The 14,291-nt window shown below is 68.6% G+C and carries 15 protein-coding genes; 11 read left to right on the top strand and 4 right to left on the bottom strand.

Going from position 1 to position 14,291, the window contains the following annotated elements; translation table 11 throughout:
* Window positions 1–110 precede the first annotated feature (110 nt).
* The 8 genes from E6C64_RS16580 (at window position 111) to E6C64_RS16615 (ending at window position 7,137) form a co-directional block, all read left to right on the top strand.
* Window positions 111–1,304: a MalY/PatB family protein gene (locus E6C64_RS16580; protein WP_136428804.1), complete on the top strand. Its 1,194-nt coding sequence runs from the start codon at window positions 111–113 to the stop codon at window positions 1,302–1,304.
* Window positions 1,305–1,356: 52 nt separating this feature from the next.
* Window positions 1,357–2,430 carry a redox-regulated ATPase YchF gene (gene ychF, locus E6C64_RS16585; RefSeq protein WP_136428805.1) on the top strand — a complete coding sequence of 358 codons (1,074 nt, stop codon included), beginning with the start codon at window positions 1,357–1,359 and terminating at the stop codon, window positions 2,428–2,430.
* Window positions 2,431–2,548: 118 nt separating this feature from the next.
* Window positions 2,549–2,830: a DUF1905 domain-containing protein gene (locus tag E6C64_RS19150; RefSeq protein WP_158437910.1), complete on the top strand. Its 282-nt coding sequence runs from the start codon at window positions 2,549–2,551 to the stop codon at window positions 2,828–2,830.
* Between the two features lie 214 nt (window positions 2,831–3,044).
* The gene (locus tag E6C64_RS16595; RefSeq protein WP_136428807.1) at window positions 3,045–4,253 is read left to right on the top strand and encodes a YncE family protein; all 1,209 of its coding nucleotides are present in this window, start codon (window positions 3,045–3,047) and stop codon (window positions 4,251–4,253) included.
* A gap of 229 nt (window positions 4,254–4,482) precedes the next feature.
* Window positions 4,483–4,704, top strand: a complete 222-nt coding sequence (locus tag E6C64_RS16600) for a DUF4177 domain-containing protein (protein ID WP_233255690.1) — start codon at window positions 4,483–4,485, stop codon at window positions 4,702–4,704.
* Window positions 4,705–4,843: 139 nt separating this feature from the next.
* The gene (locus tag E6C64_RS16605) at window positions 4,844–6,223 is read left to right on the top strand and encodes a flavin monoamine oxidase family protein (protein ID WP_136428808.1); all 1,380 of its coding nucleotides are present in this window, start codon (window positions 4,844–4,846) and stop codon (window positions 6,221–6,223) included.
* A gap of 81 nt (window positions 6,224–6,304) precedes the next feature.
* Window positions 6,305–6,673, top strand: coding sequence for a cupin domain-containing protein (locus tag E6C64_RS16610; protein ID WP_136428809.1), 369 nt, complete (start codon window positions 6,305–6,307; stop codon window positions 6,671–6,673).
* Complete coding sequence (locus tag E6C64_RS16615) at window positions 6,670–7,137, top strand: hypothetical protein (protein ID WP_136428810.1); 468 nt, start codon at window positions 6,670–6,672, stop codon at window positions 7,135–7,137. The genes E6C64_RS16610 and E6C64_RS16615 overlap by 4 nt, the downstream gene beginning before the upstream one ends.
* A gap of 69 nt (window positions 7,138–7,206) precedes the next feature.
* Here E6C64_RS16615 and E6C64_RS16620 read toward each other — a convergent pair whose 3' ends face one another.
* The 3 genes from E6C64_RS16620 to E6C64_RS16630 form a co-directional block, all read right to left on the bottom strand.
* Entirely contained in the window at window positions 7,207–7,776 is a 570-nt protein-coding gene (locus E6C64_RS16620; RefSeq protein ID WP_136428811.1) for a carboxymuconolactone decarboxylase family protein, read from the bottom strand.
* A gap of 129 nt (window positions 7,777–7,905) precedes the next feature.
* Complete coding sequence (locus E6C64_RS16625; RefSeq protein ID WP_136428812.1) at window positions 7,906–8,568, bottom strand: hypothetical protein; 663 nt, start codon at window positions 8,566–8,568, stop codon at window positions 7,906–7,908.
* An 83-nt stretch (window positions 8,569–8,651) separates the two neighbouring features.
* Window positions 8,652–9,299, bottom strand: a complete 648-nt coding sequence (locus E6C64_RS16630) for a TetR/AcrR family transcriptional regulator (protein WP_158437911.1) — start codon at window positions 9,297–9,299, stop codon at window positions 8,652–8,654.
* A 261-nt stretch (window positions 9,300–9,560) separates the two neighbouring features.
* On the opposite strand from E6C64_RS16630, the gene E6C64_RS16635 reads away from it, so the two are divergent.
* Window positions 9,561–11,972: a glycoside hydrolase family 2 TIM barrel-domain containing protein gene (locus E6C64_RS16635; protein WP_136428814.1), complete on the top strand. Its 2,412-nt coding sequence runs from the start codon at window positions 9,561–9,563 to the stop codon at window positions 11,970–11,972.
* Window positions 11,973–12,222: 250 nt separating this feature from the next.
* Here E6C64_RS16635 and E6C64_RS16640 read toward each other — a convergent pair whose 3' ends face one another.
* Complete coding sequence (locus E6C64_RS16640) at window positions 12,223–12,615, bottom strand: PPOX class F420-dependent oxidoreductase (RefSeq protein WP_136428815.1); 393 nt, start codon at window positions 12,613–12,615, stop codon at window positions 12,223–12,225.
* A 113-nt stretch (window positions 12,616–12,728) separates the two neighbouring features.
* On the opposite strand from E6C64_RS16640, the gene E6C64_RS16645 reads away from it, so the two are divergent.
* Both E6C64_RS16645 and E6C64_RS16650 read left to right on the top strand, forming a co-directional pair.
* Entirely contained in the window at window positions 12,729–13,337 is a 609-nt protein-coding gene (locus tag E6C64_RS16645; RefSeq protein ID WP_136428816.1) for an LON peptidase substrate-binding domain-containing protein, read from the top strand.
* 19 nt (window positions 13,338–13,356) lie between these two features.
* Window positions 13,357–14,256 (top strand): alpha/beta hydrolase fold domain-containing protein, encoded by a 900-nt coding sequence (locus tag E6C64_RS16650; RefSeq protein ID WP_136428817.1) that lies wholly within the window; start codon window positions 13,357–13,359, stop codon window positions 14,254–14,256.
* Window positions 14,257–14,291 lie beyond the last annotated feature (35 nt).

Below are 14,291 nucleotides of genomic sequence, written 5' to 3' on the forward strand. Positions count from 1 at the left end.
CGCTCCCGCGGCAACCCGCAGCCGTCCTCCAGCTCGACGGTCGGATCCTCGGTGGCGTGGTGGGTAGCGTTGATCCGGCAGCTGTGCCCGACCCGGCCGAGAGGACACCAGTGACCGGCGAACCAGACGAGTGGGATGCGCTCACCGCCGATGAGCTGCGCGGTCGCGCCAGTGCGAAGTGGGATCCCACCGCCCATCCCGAGGTGCTCGGAGCTTGGGTCGCCGAGATGGATTTCGGCACGGCGCCGCCGGTGCTCGAGGCATGGCAGCGGTCCGCCCGCGACCTGGAGTTCGGCTACGCATCGCCGGCGATGATCGCCGAGCTGACGGCGGCCACCGCCCGCTGGTACGCCGACGAGTACGGCTGGCGGATCGACACCGCCGATGTCGCACTCCTGCCCGATGTGATCGCCGGACTGCAGGTGGCCATCACGGACTTCTCCGCACCGGGAGCCGCCGTGATCGTTCCGACACCGGCCTACCACCCGTTCCTCTTCGTGCCGGGCGCCCTCGGCCGTGACGTGATCGAGGTGCCGATGCTCCGCGACGAGCGCGCGGGCTTCAGCCTCGACCTCGGCCGGATCGACGCCGAGCTCGGCGCCGGCGCGGGACTCGTCATCCTCGCCAATCCCGGCAACCCGACCGGGAAGGTCTATCGCCGCGATGAGCTCGAGGCGCTCGCCGACCTCGTCGACTCGCACGGCGCCCGGATCTTCTCCGATGAGATCCACGCTCCGCTCACCCTCTTCGGCAACCGGCACACCCCGCTGGCCAGCGTCTCCGAGGCAGCGGCGCGGGTCGCCATCACCGCGACCTCAGCATCCAAGGCCTGGAACCTCGCGGGGCTGAAATGCGCGCAGCTCATCATGAGCAACGACCGGGATCGCGAGATCTGGGCCCGCATCACGCGCCTGATCAGCCACGGCGCGAGCACTCCGGGAATCCGCGCCAACACAGCCGCCTACAACGACGGTCGCGAGTGGCTGACCACCGCGCGGGATTACCTCGAGGGCAACTACGCCGTGCTGCTGGCCGAGATCCGATCGGCGCTTCCGCTGGCCCGGGTGGCTCCCCTCGAGGCGACCTACCTGTGCTGGATCGACCTGTCCGCCTATCAGGGCGCGGACGGCGCCAGCGTGGACTTCGCCGAGCTCCTGCTCGAGCAGGCTGGGGTCCGGGTCAATGGGGGAGCGACCTTCGGCGAGGTCGGGGCCGGCCACGTGCGACTCAACATCGCGACGTCCAAGCCGATCCTGCGCGAGATCGTCGGCCGGATGGCCGCAGCGCTCGGTCCTCGCCGCTGAGCCGGAACCGCAGGTCAGCGCCGGTGAGCGGGCGCCGGTAACCTAGACCCCCGTGGCTCTAACTATCGGCATCGTCGGCCTTCCCAACGTCGGCAAGTCGACGCTCTTCAATGCGCTGACCAACAACCAGGTCCTCGCGGCGAACTACCCGTTCGCGACCATCGAGCCGAACGTCGGAGTCGTCAGCCTGCCCGACCCGCGCCTCGAGGTGCTCGCCGGCATCTTCCACAGCGAGCGGATCCTGCCCGCCTCGGTGTCGTTCGTCGACATCGCCGGCATCGTCCGCGGCGCGAGCGAGGGGGAGGGGCTCGGCAACCAGTTCCTCGCCAACATCCGCGAGGCCGACGCGATCGCCGAGGTCGTCCGCGGCTTCGAGGACTCGGACGTCGTGCACGTCGACGGCGCGATCAACCCCGCCAGCGACCTCGAGACGATCAACACCGAGCTGATCCTCGCCGACCTGCAGACCCTCGAGCGCGCGATCCCGCGCTTCGAGAAGGAGATCAAGGGCAAGAAGCTCGGCCCCGAGGTGCTCGAAGCGGCGACCGCCGCGCAGAAGATCCTCGACGGCGGTACGACGCTGTCCGCCGCGAAGTTCGACTCCACTCCGATCCGCGAGCTCGGCCTCCTCACCGCCAAGCCCTTCATCTACGTCTTCAACGTGGACGAGGCGGTGCTCACCGATCCCGCCAAGAAGGCGGAGCTCGCCGCACTGGTCGCGCCCGCGGAGGCGGTCTTCCTCGACGCGAAGATCGAGTCGGAGCTCTCCGACCTCGATCCCGCCGACGCCGCCGAGCTGCTCGCGAGCACAGGTCAGGACGAGAGCGGCCTCAATCAGCTGGCACGGATCGGCTTCGCCACCCTCGGGCTCCAGACCTATCTGACGGCCGGCCCCAAGGAGTCGCGTGCCTGGACGATCGGCAAGGGCTGGACCGCCCCGCAGGCGGCCGGGGTCATCCACACCGACTTCCAGAAGGGCTTCATCAAGGCCGAGATCATCGGCTTCGATGACCTCGTCGCCACCGGCTCGATCGCGGAGGCCCGCGCCAAGGGCAAGGCCCGCATGGAGGGCAAGGACTATGTCATGCAAGACGGCGACGTCGTGGAGTTCCGCTTCAACAACTAGGAGCGCGGTGTCGCAGCGCCGAGGAGCTGAGGCGAAGACGCGGAGCCGGCCGGGGCGTCGGGATGACGTTGCGAAGAGGGCTCACAGCAGCATCGTGTTTACGGCTAGCTTGAACCGCATGACGACAGCTCAGCCGCTCGATCACTCATTCACGTCAGTGCTGCAGGGCGACATGGGACCGCACAAGTGGACCTGCGCGATCATGGCCGACTCCCACGCGGTGCTTGGCACGGGCAAGGCGGTGAAGGTCATCGCGACGGTCGATGGTGAGACCATCTCCACGTCGATGTTGCCGCACAAGGGTGGACACATGTTGGCGATCAAGAAGTCGGTGCAGGATGCAATCGGCAAGCACGCCGGGGATTCGGTGAGCGTCCATCTGACACAGCGCGAAGGATAGACGCACCCGCTCGTGCGCTTCGGAGGGACACCGCCCCTCCGCTTCGACGACTGGGCCCGACGGTCGACCGCCTCCTCATCCTCTGCACGGTGTTCTCATCGCCGCCAAGCGACAGCTGCGATCTCGCGGAATCCGCGCGTTGCTTCTCGCTCACCGCGCGCCGCCGCTCGCGAGGTGGGCAGGCCGATACGGTGCACACGGCCTTGGAGGCATTTTGCGTGCAGTCGTCACCGTTCCCGCACTGCTGATCACGATCGTCGGCTCGATGGCCATCGGCCTCGCCCCGGCATCCGCGTCGGTCGTGACGCCCGGCCCGACCGTGCAGGTAGGTTCTGGCGCGGGTTCCCAGCCCGTCGGTATCGCATTCAACCCGACCGGCACCCGGGCCTACGTCACCCTGAGCGGCGACAGCGCTGTAGCGATCGTCGACCCGGCGACCAACCAGCAGATCGGGACCTCGATCCCGGTCGGCCACGATCCGCTGTCCATCGCGATCTCGGCCGACGGCCTCACCGCGTACACCGCCAACTACGGCAGCGGCACGGGATCGGTGAGCGTGATCACCCTGTCGAACAATGCCGTCACGACCGTTCCTCTTCCGCCGACCGGCACCTCATCCTCCGGATTCTTCATCGCACTCGACCCGGTTGCGCCGAAGGCCTATGTCGCCGACGTCGGAGGCACGGTGCAGGTGTTCGACACGGTCACCAACACCTTCGCCGCCCCCATCGCCGGCGCGTTCTCGGCACCGGTCGCCGTCGCCTTCACCCCCGATGGTGCGAAGGCGTATGTCGCGAACTACGGCACGTCGAACATCTCTGTCATCGACGTGGCCAGCGGCGCGGTCACCCGGACGATTCCCCTGTCGGGCCGGCCGTACGGAGTCGCGATCAGCCCCGATGGAAACAAGGCCTACGCCAGCCAGGCCAACGGCGGCTTCATCACCCCCATCGATGTGTTGACCGACACTGCTCTCCCCGACATCGCCGCCGCCGCTTCGCTCCAGAGCGTCACCTTCAGCCCGGATGGCTCCCGCGTCTACGTGCCGAGCCCCTCTGGCGTCGTCGACGTGATCGATGTCTCCACCAACACCCTGCTGCCGACGATTCCCGTGGGCGCCGGCGCACGACTCCTGGCGTTCGCTCCCGGCGGAAATTTCGCCTACGTCGGCAACACCGGTGCCGGGACTCTCAGCGCCCTCGCTTTCGCGCCCGACCCGGTGATCGCGCCCCAGCAGACTCAGATCCAGACCCAAAATCAGACACTGACCTCCGTGTCAGCTGACAGCAGCCCTGTGCTCGCATCCACGGGTGTGGATGCGACCGCACTAGCCAGCGCTGGGGGCATCGGAGCGGCCATGCTCGCCCTCGGAATGGCGTTCATCGTGATGTCCCGCCTGAGCGTGCGCAGACGACGGAGCTGAGCCCGCGCACCGACGGACGGTGACAACCGAGACCAGTCGGATGCGGACTGGCGCCGGTAGCGGGCGGTATCCGCTCCCATCGCGAGACGGGGACTGCGACGTCATGAAGGTCCGCTTCCGAAGCTGAGGCTCGACACACCGGCGGCATACCTCCATCACCCCTGTCGCGGTGGAACGGTGTGATCTCCGGGAACGCCATCGGGGCGCGGAAGAAGGCGAGGCGCTCATCGTGGCGAACGGTATGAGCTATGTCGTGATCCAGGTCGTGCTCAAGGAGAAGATGTGGGGCACAGGCTCCGGCAATCTCACCGAGCTCGAGAAGTCCATCAATGCGCAGGCGGCGCTCGGCTACCGTCTGCACACCATTACGACCGCCGCATCGGGCAGCAAGGGACTCATCGCGGGCGGCGATCGCATCCAGGCGACGATGGTGTTCGAACGGATCGCCTAGCTGATCGCCAGATCGAGATGCCACTTCTGGTCCCTATCTGACCGTATTAGGGACCAGAAGTGGCATTTCGATCGAGCAGCGGGCCCCCTCCGAAGCCGCGGACGCCCTAGAGTTCGCAGACGACGACCCGGGTGGTGCGATGGCGATCGATTTCGACGATGGACACTCCGAGATCCCGGGCGGTATCGACGGGCCCGTGGAGCGTGTTCTGGTGATCGGCGCGGGCATCGCGGGTCTCACGGTGGCGAACGCGCTGATGCACGCCGGCGTTGAGTGCGTGGTGCTCGAGGCGCGCTCCCGGATCGGCGGACGGCTGCACACTGTCGACCTCGATGGAGCCCCGGTGGACCTCGGAGGTTCGTGGGTGCACGAGCCCGTCGGCAATCCCATGAGCCGATTCCTCGATTCCGTCGGCATCGGGACGCGGCCGGGCAATCCGCTTGCGACGCTCAGCGCATTCGACTGCGCAACCGGGCTGCCGATCTCTCATGAGGAGATCGGACTGACGCTCGACGTCGAGCTCGAGGGCTTCGAAGGGGCGATCGACGAGCTGCGCGAGCGACTCGGGCCCACAGCCTCGGTCGCGGACGGCATCGAGGCATACCTGGAGACGACCGGGCTCGACGGCGACCGGCTTCGCCGCGGACGGCAAGGGCTGCTCGCCATGATCGAAGGCGACGCAGCAGGTGCGGCGGACGACATGTCGCTGCAGTGGCTCTGGACGCAGGAGTCCTACGACGGCGACTTCTTCGGCGATCTGCCCGACGGCGGCTATGTCACGGCGATCGATGCCATGGCAGCGGGGCTGGACATCCGGCGGGCCTGGCCGGCGGTGAGCATCGAGATCGCCGACGAGGGGGTCGTCGTCTCGTCGGCATCGGGGGAGACCCTCACCGGCTCGCACGTCGTCGTGACAGTGCCGCTCGGCGTGCTCAAGAGCGGCGCGCTCGACGTCTCGCCCGCGCTGCCCCCGGAACGAACGGAGGCGATCGACCGGCTCGGCTTCGGCAGGTACGAGAAGGTTGCGATGGCGTTCGCGGAGCCCTTCTGGCGGGAGGTCGGATGGTCGCACGGGGTGCTCTTCCCGACCAAGGCATCCGAACCGGCGATGTGGGTCTTCGACCACGACGCGTTCCGGGGCAATCCGATCCTGGAATGCCACGTCTTCCACTCGGCCGCCCATCACACCACCGGTCGGTCCGGGGCCGACGCAGTCGGCTGGGTGACGGGGATGCTGTCGGACGCGATCGGTCTGCCCTGCCCCGAGCCGGTCGCCGTCGCCGTGACGGGCTGGGTGGACGATCCCTTCGCTCTGGGCGCGTACGCGCACGTTCCGCCGGGCGCCTCAAACTCCGACCTCGACCTGCTGGGAGATCCGCTCGCCGGACGCCTCCTCTTCGCCGGCGAGCACACTCAGAGCGCGCGCGTGGGCTATGCCGATGGGGCGATGAGGAGCGGGGTCCGAGAGGCCAAGCGGCTGCTCGGCACCGCGACGGTGGAGCTGGGCCGACTCGCCTAGTCAATCGAGATGCCACTTTCCGTCCCTATAACGCGGTTTTAGGGACGGAAAGCGGCATTTCGATCTCGGTACCGTTGAACCATGACGAACGATGTCCGCAACGCCCTGGCCGCCCTGGCGACGATCGCCGAGCCGTGGCAGCCCCACCGGCTCGCATCGATCAACGACTACGACCTGAAGGTCGTGAAGCTCGAGGGCGAGTTCGTCTGGCACAGCCATCCCGAGACCGACGAGCTGTTCCTGGTCCTCAGCGGCGAGCTGACGATCCAGCTGCGCGATCGTGACGTCGTGCTCGGCCCGAACGACGTCTTCGTGATCCCCAAGGGCGTCGAGCACTGCCCGAAGGCCGACGGACCGGTGCAGGCGCTGCTCTTCGAGCCGCAGGGGACCGTCAACACCGGGGACGTCGGAGGAGACCGCACTCAGCAGGTGCGCGAACTGACCGCATGACGATCGTCCGCGTGGATCGCGATTCCGTGGCGATGGGGGACGACGTCGAGTCGCACATCGTCGAGTGGGAGTTCCCCGACCACGCCTGCGGTGGCGATGTGCTGCTGCGCGCGCTGGATGAGCACTACCTCGCCTCGGTCGCGGGGGCCGTCGCCTGGTCGCTGTGGCTGGGGGAGTTCGAGTTCGGCGAGTACCGGGACGGGTCGCCGCGGCTGCAGGAGGTCCGCATCCATCCAGCCGCACTGGTCACCGTGCCGCTGTCCGGGACGCCCCACGTGCAGATCCTCAACTCGTTTCTGCTGACGACCCCCTTTCCGACCGCGAGCTGGGCCGATCCGTCGGGACGATTCGGGGCGGAGTTCAGCTACCACAGCGGCGGGGGACCCATCGAGGTAGGCGACTTCCGGACCTGGCTCGCGAAAGATCGGCCGCGTCGCGAAGCCATCACGAGATCCGCGCACTGACGACCATCGAGATGCCACTTTCTGTCCCTATTCGGCGGTTTTAGGGACGGAAAGTGGCATCTCGATCAGCTAGGCGGTGCCGGTCAGGGCTTCGCGCAGGGCAGGAGTGAGCGCCTGGGGGACGTCGACCTCGACCGCGAGGGCGTGCAGCGTGCGGCTGTAGTAGTTGCGCGCGGCAGCGGTGAGCGTGATGTTGATGATCTCGACGTCCGTGAAGCCGACCTCGCGCAGGCGCAGGCTGTCCGCTTCGGTCATCGAGGCAGAGTCCGTGCTGAGCTTCGCCGCGAACTCCATCATCGCCACCTCCGCCTCGGTGAGGTCGGCGTCGTGGAAGTCGCGGGCGATCCGCTCCAGCTGGGCGTCGTCGAACTCGCGTCGGGATCGCTGTCCATGCGCCAGCCGGCAGGCCTGAGACCCGAGCGACTCGGCTGCGGCGAGGGTGACCAGCTCGTAGCGACGGAACCCGAGCGGACGGGCCACCGCTCCGATCAGGCTCTCCCAGGCGGCGTCCGCCTCGGGATTCATCATCATGACCTTCGTGTGCGGCAGGACGTGCCCGAACGACTCGATGTCGTCGGCGTAGTGCTCGGCGACGACCCCGGTCGCCTCCTCTTCCGGGATGGTGCGGATGATCGTCATCGCCCTGCCTTCCTCTGCGCGACCCGCACGGCGCGGCCGCTGGCGTCATGCTGGCACGCGGCGGACTGGCTCGCCAGTGCCTGCGCCCGACGCGGAGGCGCGACTACCGGAGGGCGATCCGGGCCGAACTCAGAGGTCGCTCCAGTCGTCTGCCGGCGATGTGACGCCCGTTACGACATCGCCATCGACGGTGAGCTCGATGTAGTCCGAGCCGACCAGGCCGGGGTCCGCCAACGACGTGGTGCCCGGCGCCTCACGGGAATCGAGGGTGAGGCGTTCCGCTATCCCGTCGCCGTTCGAGTCGTAGCCGTCCACTGCTCCCGAAGCCACCGCTTCCGCTCGGCTCGAACCCACGGCGATGCCGCCTGTGGTCTCCAAGCGCACTCCTCCGAGCGCAGGCGCTGTGAATCTGGCCCGGGCCTGTCCGGCTTCGTTCACGAAGATCAGCACACCTTCCCAGGCGTAGGAGGTGAATCCCTTCTGCGGGATCTCGGTCACCTCTGGAGGAGCGTCCGCGACGCGTTCCATGAGGGCGACGACGGCCGCGCCGTCGGAGAACGGAGCAGCGTCTGGGACATCGGCTTCGTTGTAGGCCAGCCCATCGAGCGAGATCTTGAGCGGACCATCCGCGGCCGGTGAAGGCGCCGTCGACGGGGCCGGTGACGGAGCGGGCGCCTCGGCGGAGGGCGTGCCAGCCGGTGCGGGACTCTGGCTGACGGTCTGGGGGGACGAGCAGCCGACGAGGATCAGCGCGGTGCCGAGGACGACCATGGGCCGGATCAGAGTGCGCACACGCGCGACGATATCCAGCCTCGGCGTCGCGGGCCCCTCCGCGCACCGCGAGTCCTCCAGGTCGAATCGCTTCGGCACGACCTTCAGGTGGAGACGATCGGGTCGCGCAGGACGAGCGAGAGGAAGTGGCGGAGGTGGGCGACGACGTCGAGCTCCGGCGGATCGATCAGCCAGTGCAGCTGCGCGCCCTCCCAGAGGGCGAAGAACGAGGATGCGGCGAGCGCCGGGTCGACCCCGTCGCGCAGCGCGCCGTTCTCCTCCATCCATCGGAACCACACCGTGAAGCCGTCCCGAACGCGCTTCAGCCGGTCGCGGAAGTACTCGCCCAGCGGGTGGTCCGGCGTGATCGACTCCGCCGCGAGCACCGTGTAGAGCTCGATGACCCCGGGGGTCGCCGCGTTGCGGGCGGCCAGCTCGATCAGCAGGTCGGGCATCTCGGAAAGCGATCGCGGCATCATCCATTCGAGCAGGACGTCGGCCTGACGATCGCGCTCGCGCATGACCGCCAGCAGCAGCTCCGTCTTGTTCGGGAAGTAGTAGAAGATGCTCGATTGATCCAGGCCGAGGCGGTCGGCGATCTCGGAGACCGCGGTGGCCCGGAACCCGCGGATGCGGAAGACCTCCATCGCCGCAGCGAGGATGCTCTCCCTCGTCTGCTGGGACTTCCGATAGGGCCCGCGTCGAGCAGGTCGAGTGGCCGGCTCGGATGGCTCGGGGGCGCCAGCTGGCACGGAACCGAGTCTGATCGGTGCCGGCCGAGGTGCGTCGGCGGACCGGTTCGAGCTGCTCGGAGCAGCAGATGTGCCGTCTTTCGGTGCCGCCTTCGATGCGTCCATGCCCACCCCGATCCAATTTCCAGTGCCCCGTGGATTTTCAGTATGGAACGCACTACCGTGAAAGTCCATCGGCCATGAGCTCTCCGTTCCGGGGACCAGCCGCCTGTTGACCAGCGCCGGACGGCTCCGCGCTGGCGGAATCGGAGATGACGCGCCATGGCGATCCACCCCTTCAACGACGGATGGACCTATCGGAAGCCGCTGGGGCCCTTCGCCGGAGCCACCGGGGAGAAGATCGCCGAGACTCCCGTGCGCCTGCCGCACGATGCGCTGCGCGATGAGGCGCGGGCCGCCGATGTGCCCGGCAAGGGCGCGGGCGCGTACTACCCCGCCAGCGCGTTCACCTATCTCAAGCGCTTCGAGGTGCCCGCCGACTGGGAGGGTCGCATCGTGAGCCTCGAGCTGCAGGGCGCGATGCGCCGTGCGCAGGTGTTCCTCAACGAGGAGTTCGCGGGCAACCGAGCCGACGGCTACGCCCGGTTCTTCGTCGACCTGACGCCGTACCTGAGGTTCGGCGCCGAGAACACGCTGCGCATCGAGGTGCGCACCGGCCAGGACTCCCGCTGGTACTCCGGTGCCGGGCTGCATCGATCCGTCCTGCTGCACGTCGACCCCGCGGTGCACGTGCTGCCCGACGGAGTGCGTATCGAGACGGTCCGCCTCGAAGACGACCAGGCCGTCGTCGACGTGCTGACCACCGTGGCCAACGCCGGCCTCGTCACCCGGACGGTGCGGCTGCGCACCGAGGTGACCGACGCGAGCGGCGCACGGATGGAGACAGCGGAGACGCCGTCGACGCTCGCCCCGGGGGAGCAGGCGGTGGTCCGTCAGCGCCTCTACCTCGCCGACGCCGCGCTCTGGTCGCCCGACAGCCCCACGCTGCACACCGCGCGGACGAGCATCGTCGACGATTCCGGCGAGAACGCGATCACGACCGGATTCGGCATCCGCTCCATCACCGTCGATCCACGCAAGGGGCTGCGGATCAATGGCGAGCCCGTGCTGCTGCGCGGCGCCTGCATCCACCACGACAACGGCCCGCTCGGCGGCGCGGCGATCGGCCGGGCGGAGGAGCGTCGGATCGAGCTGCTCAAGGCGGCGGGATTCAACGCCATCCGCGCAGCTCACAATCCGCTGTCGGTCGCCATGCTCGACGCCTGCGACCGCATCGGCATGCTGGTGATGGACGAGTCGTTCGACATGTGGACGAGGTTCAAGAGCAGCTACGACTACTCGCACGAGTTCCCGCAGTGGTGGGCCGACGACCTCGCCGCGATGGTGGCCAAGGATCGGAACCACCCGAGCGTCATCCTCTACTCGATCGGCAATGAGATCGCCGAGGTCGGCACCCCGCACGGCGCCCGCTGGGCACGTCGGATGGCGGATCACGTGCGCGCGCTCGACCCGACGCGGCCGGTCACCAACGGCGTGAACGCCATGCTCGCGGTGATCGACGAGCTGCCGACCGTGATGGAGGAGCTCGGCGGGCTCAACGAGGCGATGGCGGCCGGCGACTTCTTCACCGCGATCGGCTCCAGTGAGGCGGCGTCCGCGCGGATCGAGGAGTCGAGCGCCGCGCTCGACGTGCTCGGACTGAACTACGCCGAGGGCCGCTACGCGCTCGACGCCGAAGCGCACCCAGACCGGGTCATCGTCGGGTCCGAAACCTTTCCGTCGCAGATCGGCCGCCTCTGGCCGATGGTCGAGGGGAGCCCCAACGTCATCGGCGACTTCACCTGGGTCGGCTGGGACTACCTCGGCGAGGTCGGAATCGGCGCACCGGCGTACACGGCGAGCGAGGACGGCTCGATGCAGCTCGAGCGCGAGTACCCCTTCCTCACCGCCGTCTCCGGAGACCTCGACATCACCGGGTTCCGCCGGCCGATCTCGTACTACCGGGAGATCGTCTTCGGCCTGCGCAGCGAGCCGTACCTCGCCGTCGGCAGGCCGAGTCGACACGGCCAGCTCCTGCCCGTGCAGTCACCGTGGTCCTGGAGCGACACCGTCGGCTCCTGGTCGTGGCCGGGCTCCGAGGGGCAGCCCGTCACCGTCGAGGTCTACGCCGACGCGGACGAGATCGCCCTGCTGGTCAACGGCTCGGAGGTCGCCCGCGGAGCGATCGGCGGGGTGCGACCCAGGCTGGCGTCGTTCGAGACCGTCTACAGCCCGGGCGAGATCGTCGCCGTCGCCTACGCGGGCGGCACTGAGGTCGGTCGGACGGCGCTCGCGACCGCAGGGGAGACGACGCTGGCCGCCTCGGTGGACCTATCCGACCTGTCCGACACGGATTCCGAGCTGGCCTATGTCGCGATCGAGCTGCGCGACGCCGCCGGCGGACTCGTGGTGGCCGATGACCGCGAGGTGACGGTCGACGTGGTCGGATCCGGGGTGCTCGCCGGGATGGCGAGCGCGGATCCCTCGACGACGCAGCGCTTCGCCGACGCGACCTGGCGCAGCTACGACGGGCGCGCGCTCGCCGTCATCCGTCCGACCGGCGTCGGCCCGATCACGGTCACTGTGACCTCGGACGGCCTCGACCCTGTGGTGCTGGAGCTGTCGGTCAGCTAGTTCGACACTGCAGGGCCTCGATACGGGCGTGAACGCCCTACTCGACCAACGAGCAATTCGGTGGTCGAGTAGGCGCGCCAGCGCCGTATCGAGGTCCTGCGGTTCGAGTCGTTCTCGACCAACGAGCAGTTCGGTGATCGAGTAGGCGCGCCAGCGCCGTATCGAGGCCCTGCGGTTCGAGTCGTTCTCGACCAACGGGCAATCTCGTTGGCCGGTCAGGCGCGCCAGCGCCGTATCGAGGCCGTTCCACTCAGCCTTCGCCGGAGATGTGGTCGGCCTCGATGGTGAGGATGAGGCGGGTCTGGTCGCGGCCGCCGTACCAGGGGTACGGGCGGCCGGTGTACTTCTGGGACATCGCCTCGATGCCTTCGGCCCCGCCCTCCGCAGTGACGTCGACAACCCGGCCGCGCACCTGGATGTACCGGGTGGGATTCGCCGGATCCGAGACGGTGAGCGCAACCCGCGGATCGCGGCGGATGTTGCGCACCTTCTGGAAGCCCTCCACGGTGTTGATGATGATGCGCTCGCCATCGGTGTCCACCCAGGTCTGGGTGATCTGCGGAGATCCCTTGGGCATGGTCGTCGCGAGATAGCAGATCGACTTCCCGTGCAGCAGTTCGAGCAGGTCGGGGGTGAGTTGCATGAGGGCTCCGTCTCGACGAGTGGGGCGCCCGTTTCGGCGCCGATCCGACGCTAGCCACTGAGAGATGTGAGCCCGCCCACCCGATTGTCGGCGGGACGTGGTTCGCTGGTCCCATGAGCGAGCTGGCGATGTTCCCCCTCGGCTCCGTCCTCCTCCCGTACATGCCCCTGCCGCTCCGGGTGTTCGAGGAGCGCTACCTGCAGATGCTCGCCCAGATCCTGCAGGTCGAGCCGTCGGAGTTCGGGGTCGTGCTGATCGAGCGCGGGCAGGAGGTCGGCGGCGGTGAGAAGCGGATGTCGCTCGGCACCATCGCCCAGATCGTCCAGCTCGAGCCTTCCGAGGTCGGGGTGCTGATGATCGCGCAGGGCGCGCGCCGCATCCGGATCACCGAATGGCTCGATGACGATCCCTTCCCGCGCGCGGAGATCGAGGAGCTGCCGGAGCTGGTCTGGGTGGACGAGCTCGCCGGGCTGCGGCAGACCGCCGAGAAGGCCGTCCGCCGTGTCCTCGCTCGCGCCAGCGAGTGGGAGGAGCAGACCTGGTCGGCTCAGGTCGAGCTCTCGGACGACCCGATGGAGGCGACCTGGCAGCTCGCGGGAGTGGCTCCCTTGGGGCCTCTCGATCAGCTGGTCCTGCTGTCCGCGACCAGTACCGAAGAGCTCCTCACCGAGCTCATCCGACTCTGCACCGAATTCGAGGAGACCCTGTGGCTGCCGGAATGACGACGTCCGAAGCGCGCCGATGGTGAGCCTCGCCGCCCGCGCGATGCCGGCGATCATGCGACTGCGCGGATCGAAGCGGATCTACGCGACCGCCGAGCGGACCCTCGCCGATGTCGCTCGGCTGCAGGCCGATCCGCGGCCATTCGCGCCGCCGTTCGGCTACGACGAGCAGCTCGCGATCACCCTCGAGCGGCATGGCGAGTGGCCGGTCTACACCGTGGCCGCGCACGGGGCGACGAGCGGTCGACGGGTGCTGTACACGCATGGTGGAACCTGGATCCACGAGATCTCGCCCCGGCACTGGATGCTCATCCGCGCCCTCGCGATCGAGACCGGAGCGACGTTCATCGTTCCCATCTTCCCGGGGGCGCCGAACGGCACGGCTGCGACCGTCGTGCCATGGGTCGCCGAGCTCCTCGAGGAGCTCGTCACCGACGCCGGCGGCTCCGAGGTGACCGCCATGGGCGACTCCGCCGGCGGTGCGATCACCCTGTCGGCGCTGCAGCTGCTGCGCGATCGAGGCGCGGTGCTGCCGGGTCGGGCCGTGCTCATCTCACCCGCGATCGATCTGCGATTCACCGACCCGCGGATCGCCCAGATCGAGCCCCGCGATCCTGCGCTCTCGGTGCCAGGACCGAGGGCCGCGGCGGAGCTCTGGCGCGGGGAGCTCGCGATCGAGGACCCGCTCGTCAGCCCGCTGCTGGGCGACGCCTCCGGCCTGCCGCCGCTGACGGTCTTCTGCGGCAGCAGAGACATCTGCTATCCCGACTCGCTCAACCTCGTCGCCAAGGCACGCGCCGCCGGCGTCGAGGTGGAGTTCCACAACGAGAGGGGCCTGCTGCACGTCTATCCGCTGATGCCCATCCCCGAGGCCCGGGCCGCCCAGGCCGTCATGGCCCAGCGGATCACCGGGAGGTAGTCCGCCGAAGGCCTCGTGCCGGCGAAGGATCGAGG

The sequence above is a fragment of the Naasia lichenicola genome (genome assembly GCF_004801885.1).
GTDB classification, from domain to species: domain Bacteria; phylum Actinomycetota; class Actinomycetes; order Actinomycetales; family Microbacteriaceae; genus Naasia; species Naasia lichenicola.

Coding starts and splice junctions, on each gene's coding strand:
- E6C64_RS19150 (WP_158437910.1), top strand. CDS start 2,549: ATGACGACAGCTCAGCCGCTCGATCACTCATTCACGTCAGTGCTGCAG.
- E6C64_RS16605 (WP_136428808.1), top strand. CDS start 4,844: ATGGCGATCGATTTCGACGATGGACACTCCGAGATCCCGGGCGGTATC.
- E6C64_RS16610 (WP_136428809.1), top strand. CDS start 6,305: ATGACGAACGATGTCCGCAACGCCCTGGCCGCCCTGGCGACGATCGCC.
- E6C64_RS16615 (WP_136428810.1), top strand. CDS start 6,670: ATGACGATCGTCCGCGTGGATCGCGATTCCGTGGCGATGGGGGACGAC.
- E6C64_RS16620 (WP_136428811.1), bottom strand. CDS start 7,776: ATGACGATCATCCGCACCATCCCGGAAGAGGAGGCGACCGGGGTCGTC.
- E6C64_RS16635 (WP_136428814.1), top strand. CDS start 9,561: ATGGCGATCCACCCCTTCAACGACGGATGGACCTATCGGAAGCCGCTG.
- E6C64_RS16640 (WP_136428815.1), bottom strand. CDS start 12,615: ATGCAACTCACCCCCGACCTGCTCGAACTGCTGCACGGGAAGTCGATC.
- E6C64_RS16645 (WP_136428816.1), top strand. CDS start 12,729: ATGAGCGAGCTGGCGATGTTCCCCCTCGGCTCCGTCCTCCTCCCGTAC.
- E6C64_RS16650 (WP_136428817.1), top strand. CDS start 13,357: ATGGTGAGCCTCGCCGCCCGCGCGATGCCGGCGATCATGCGACTGCGC.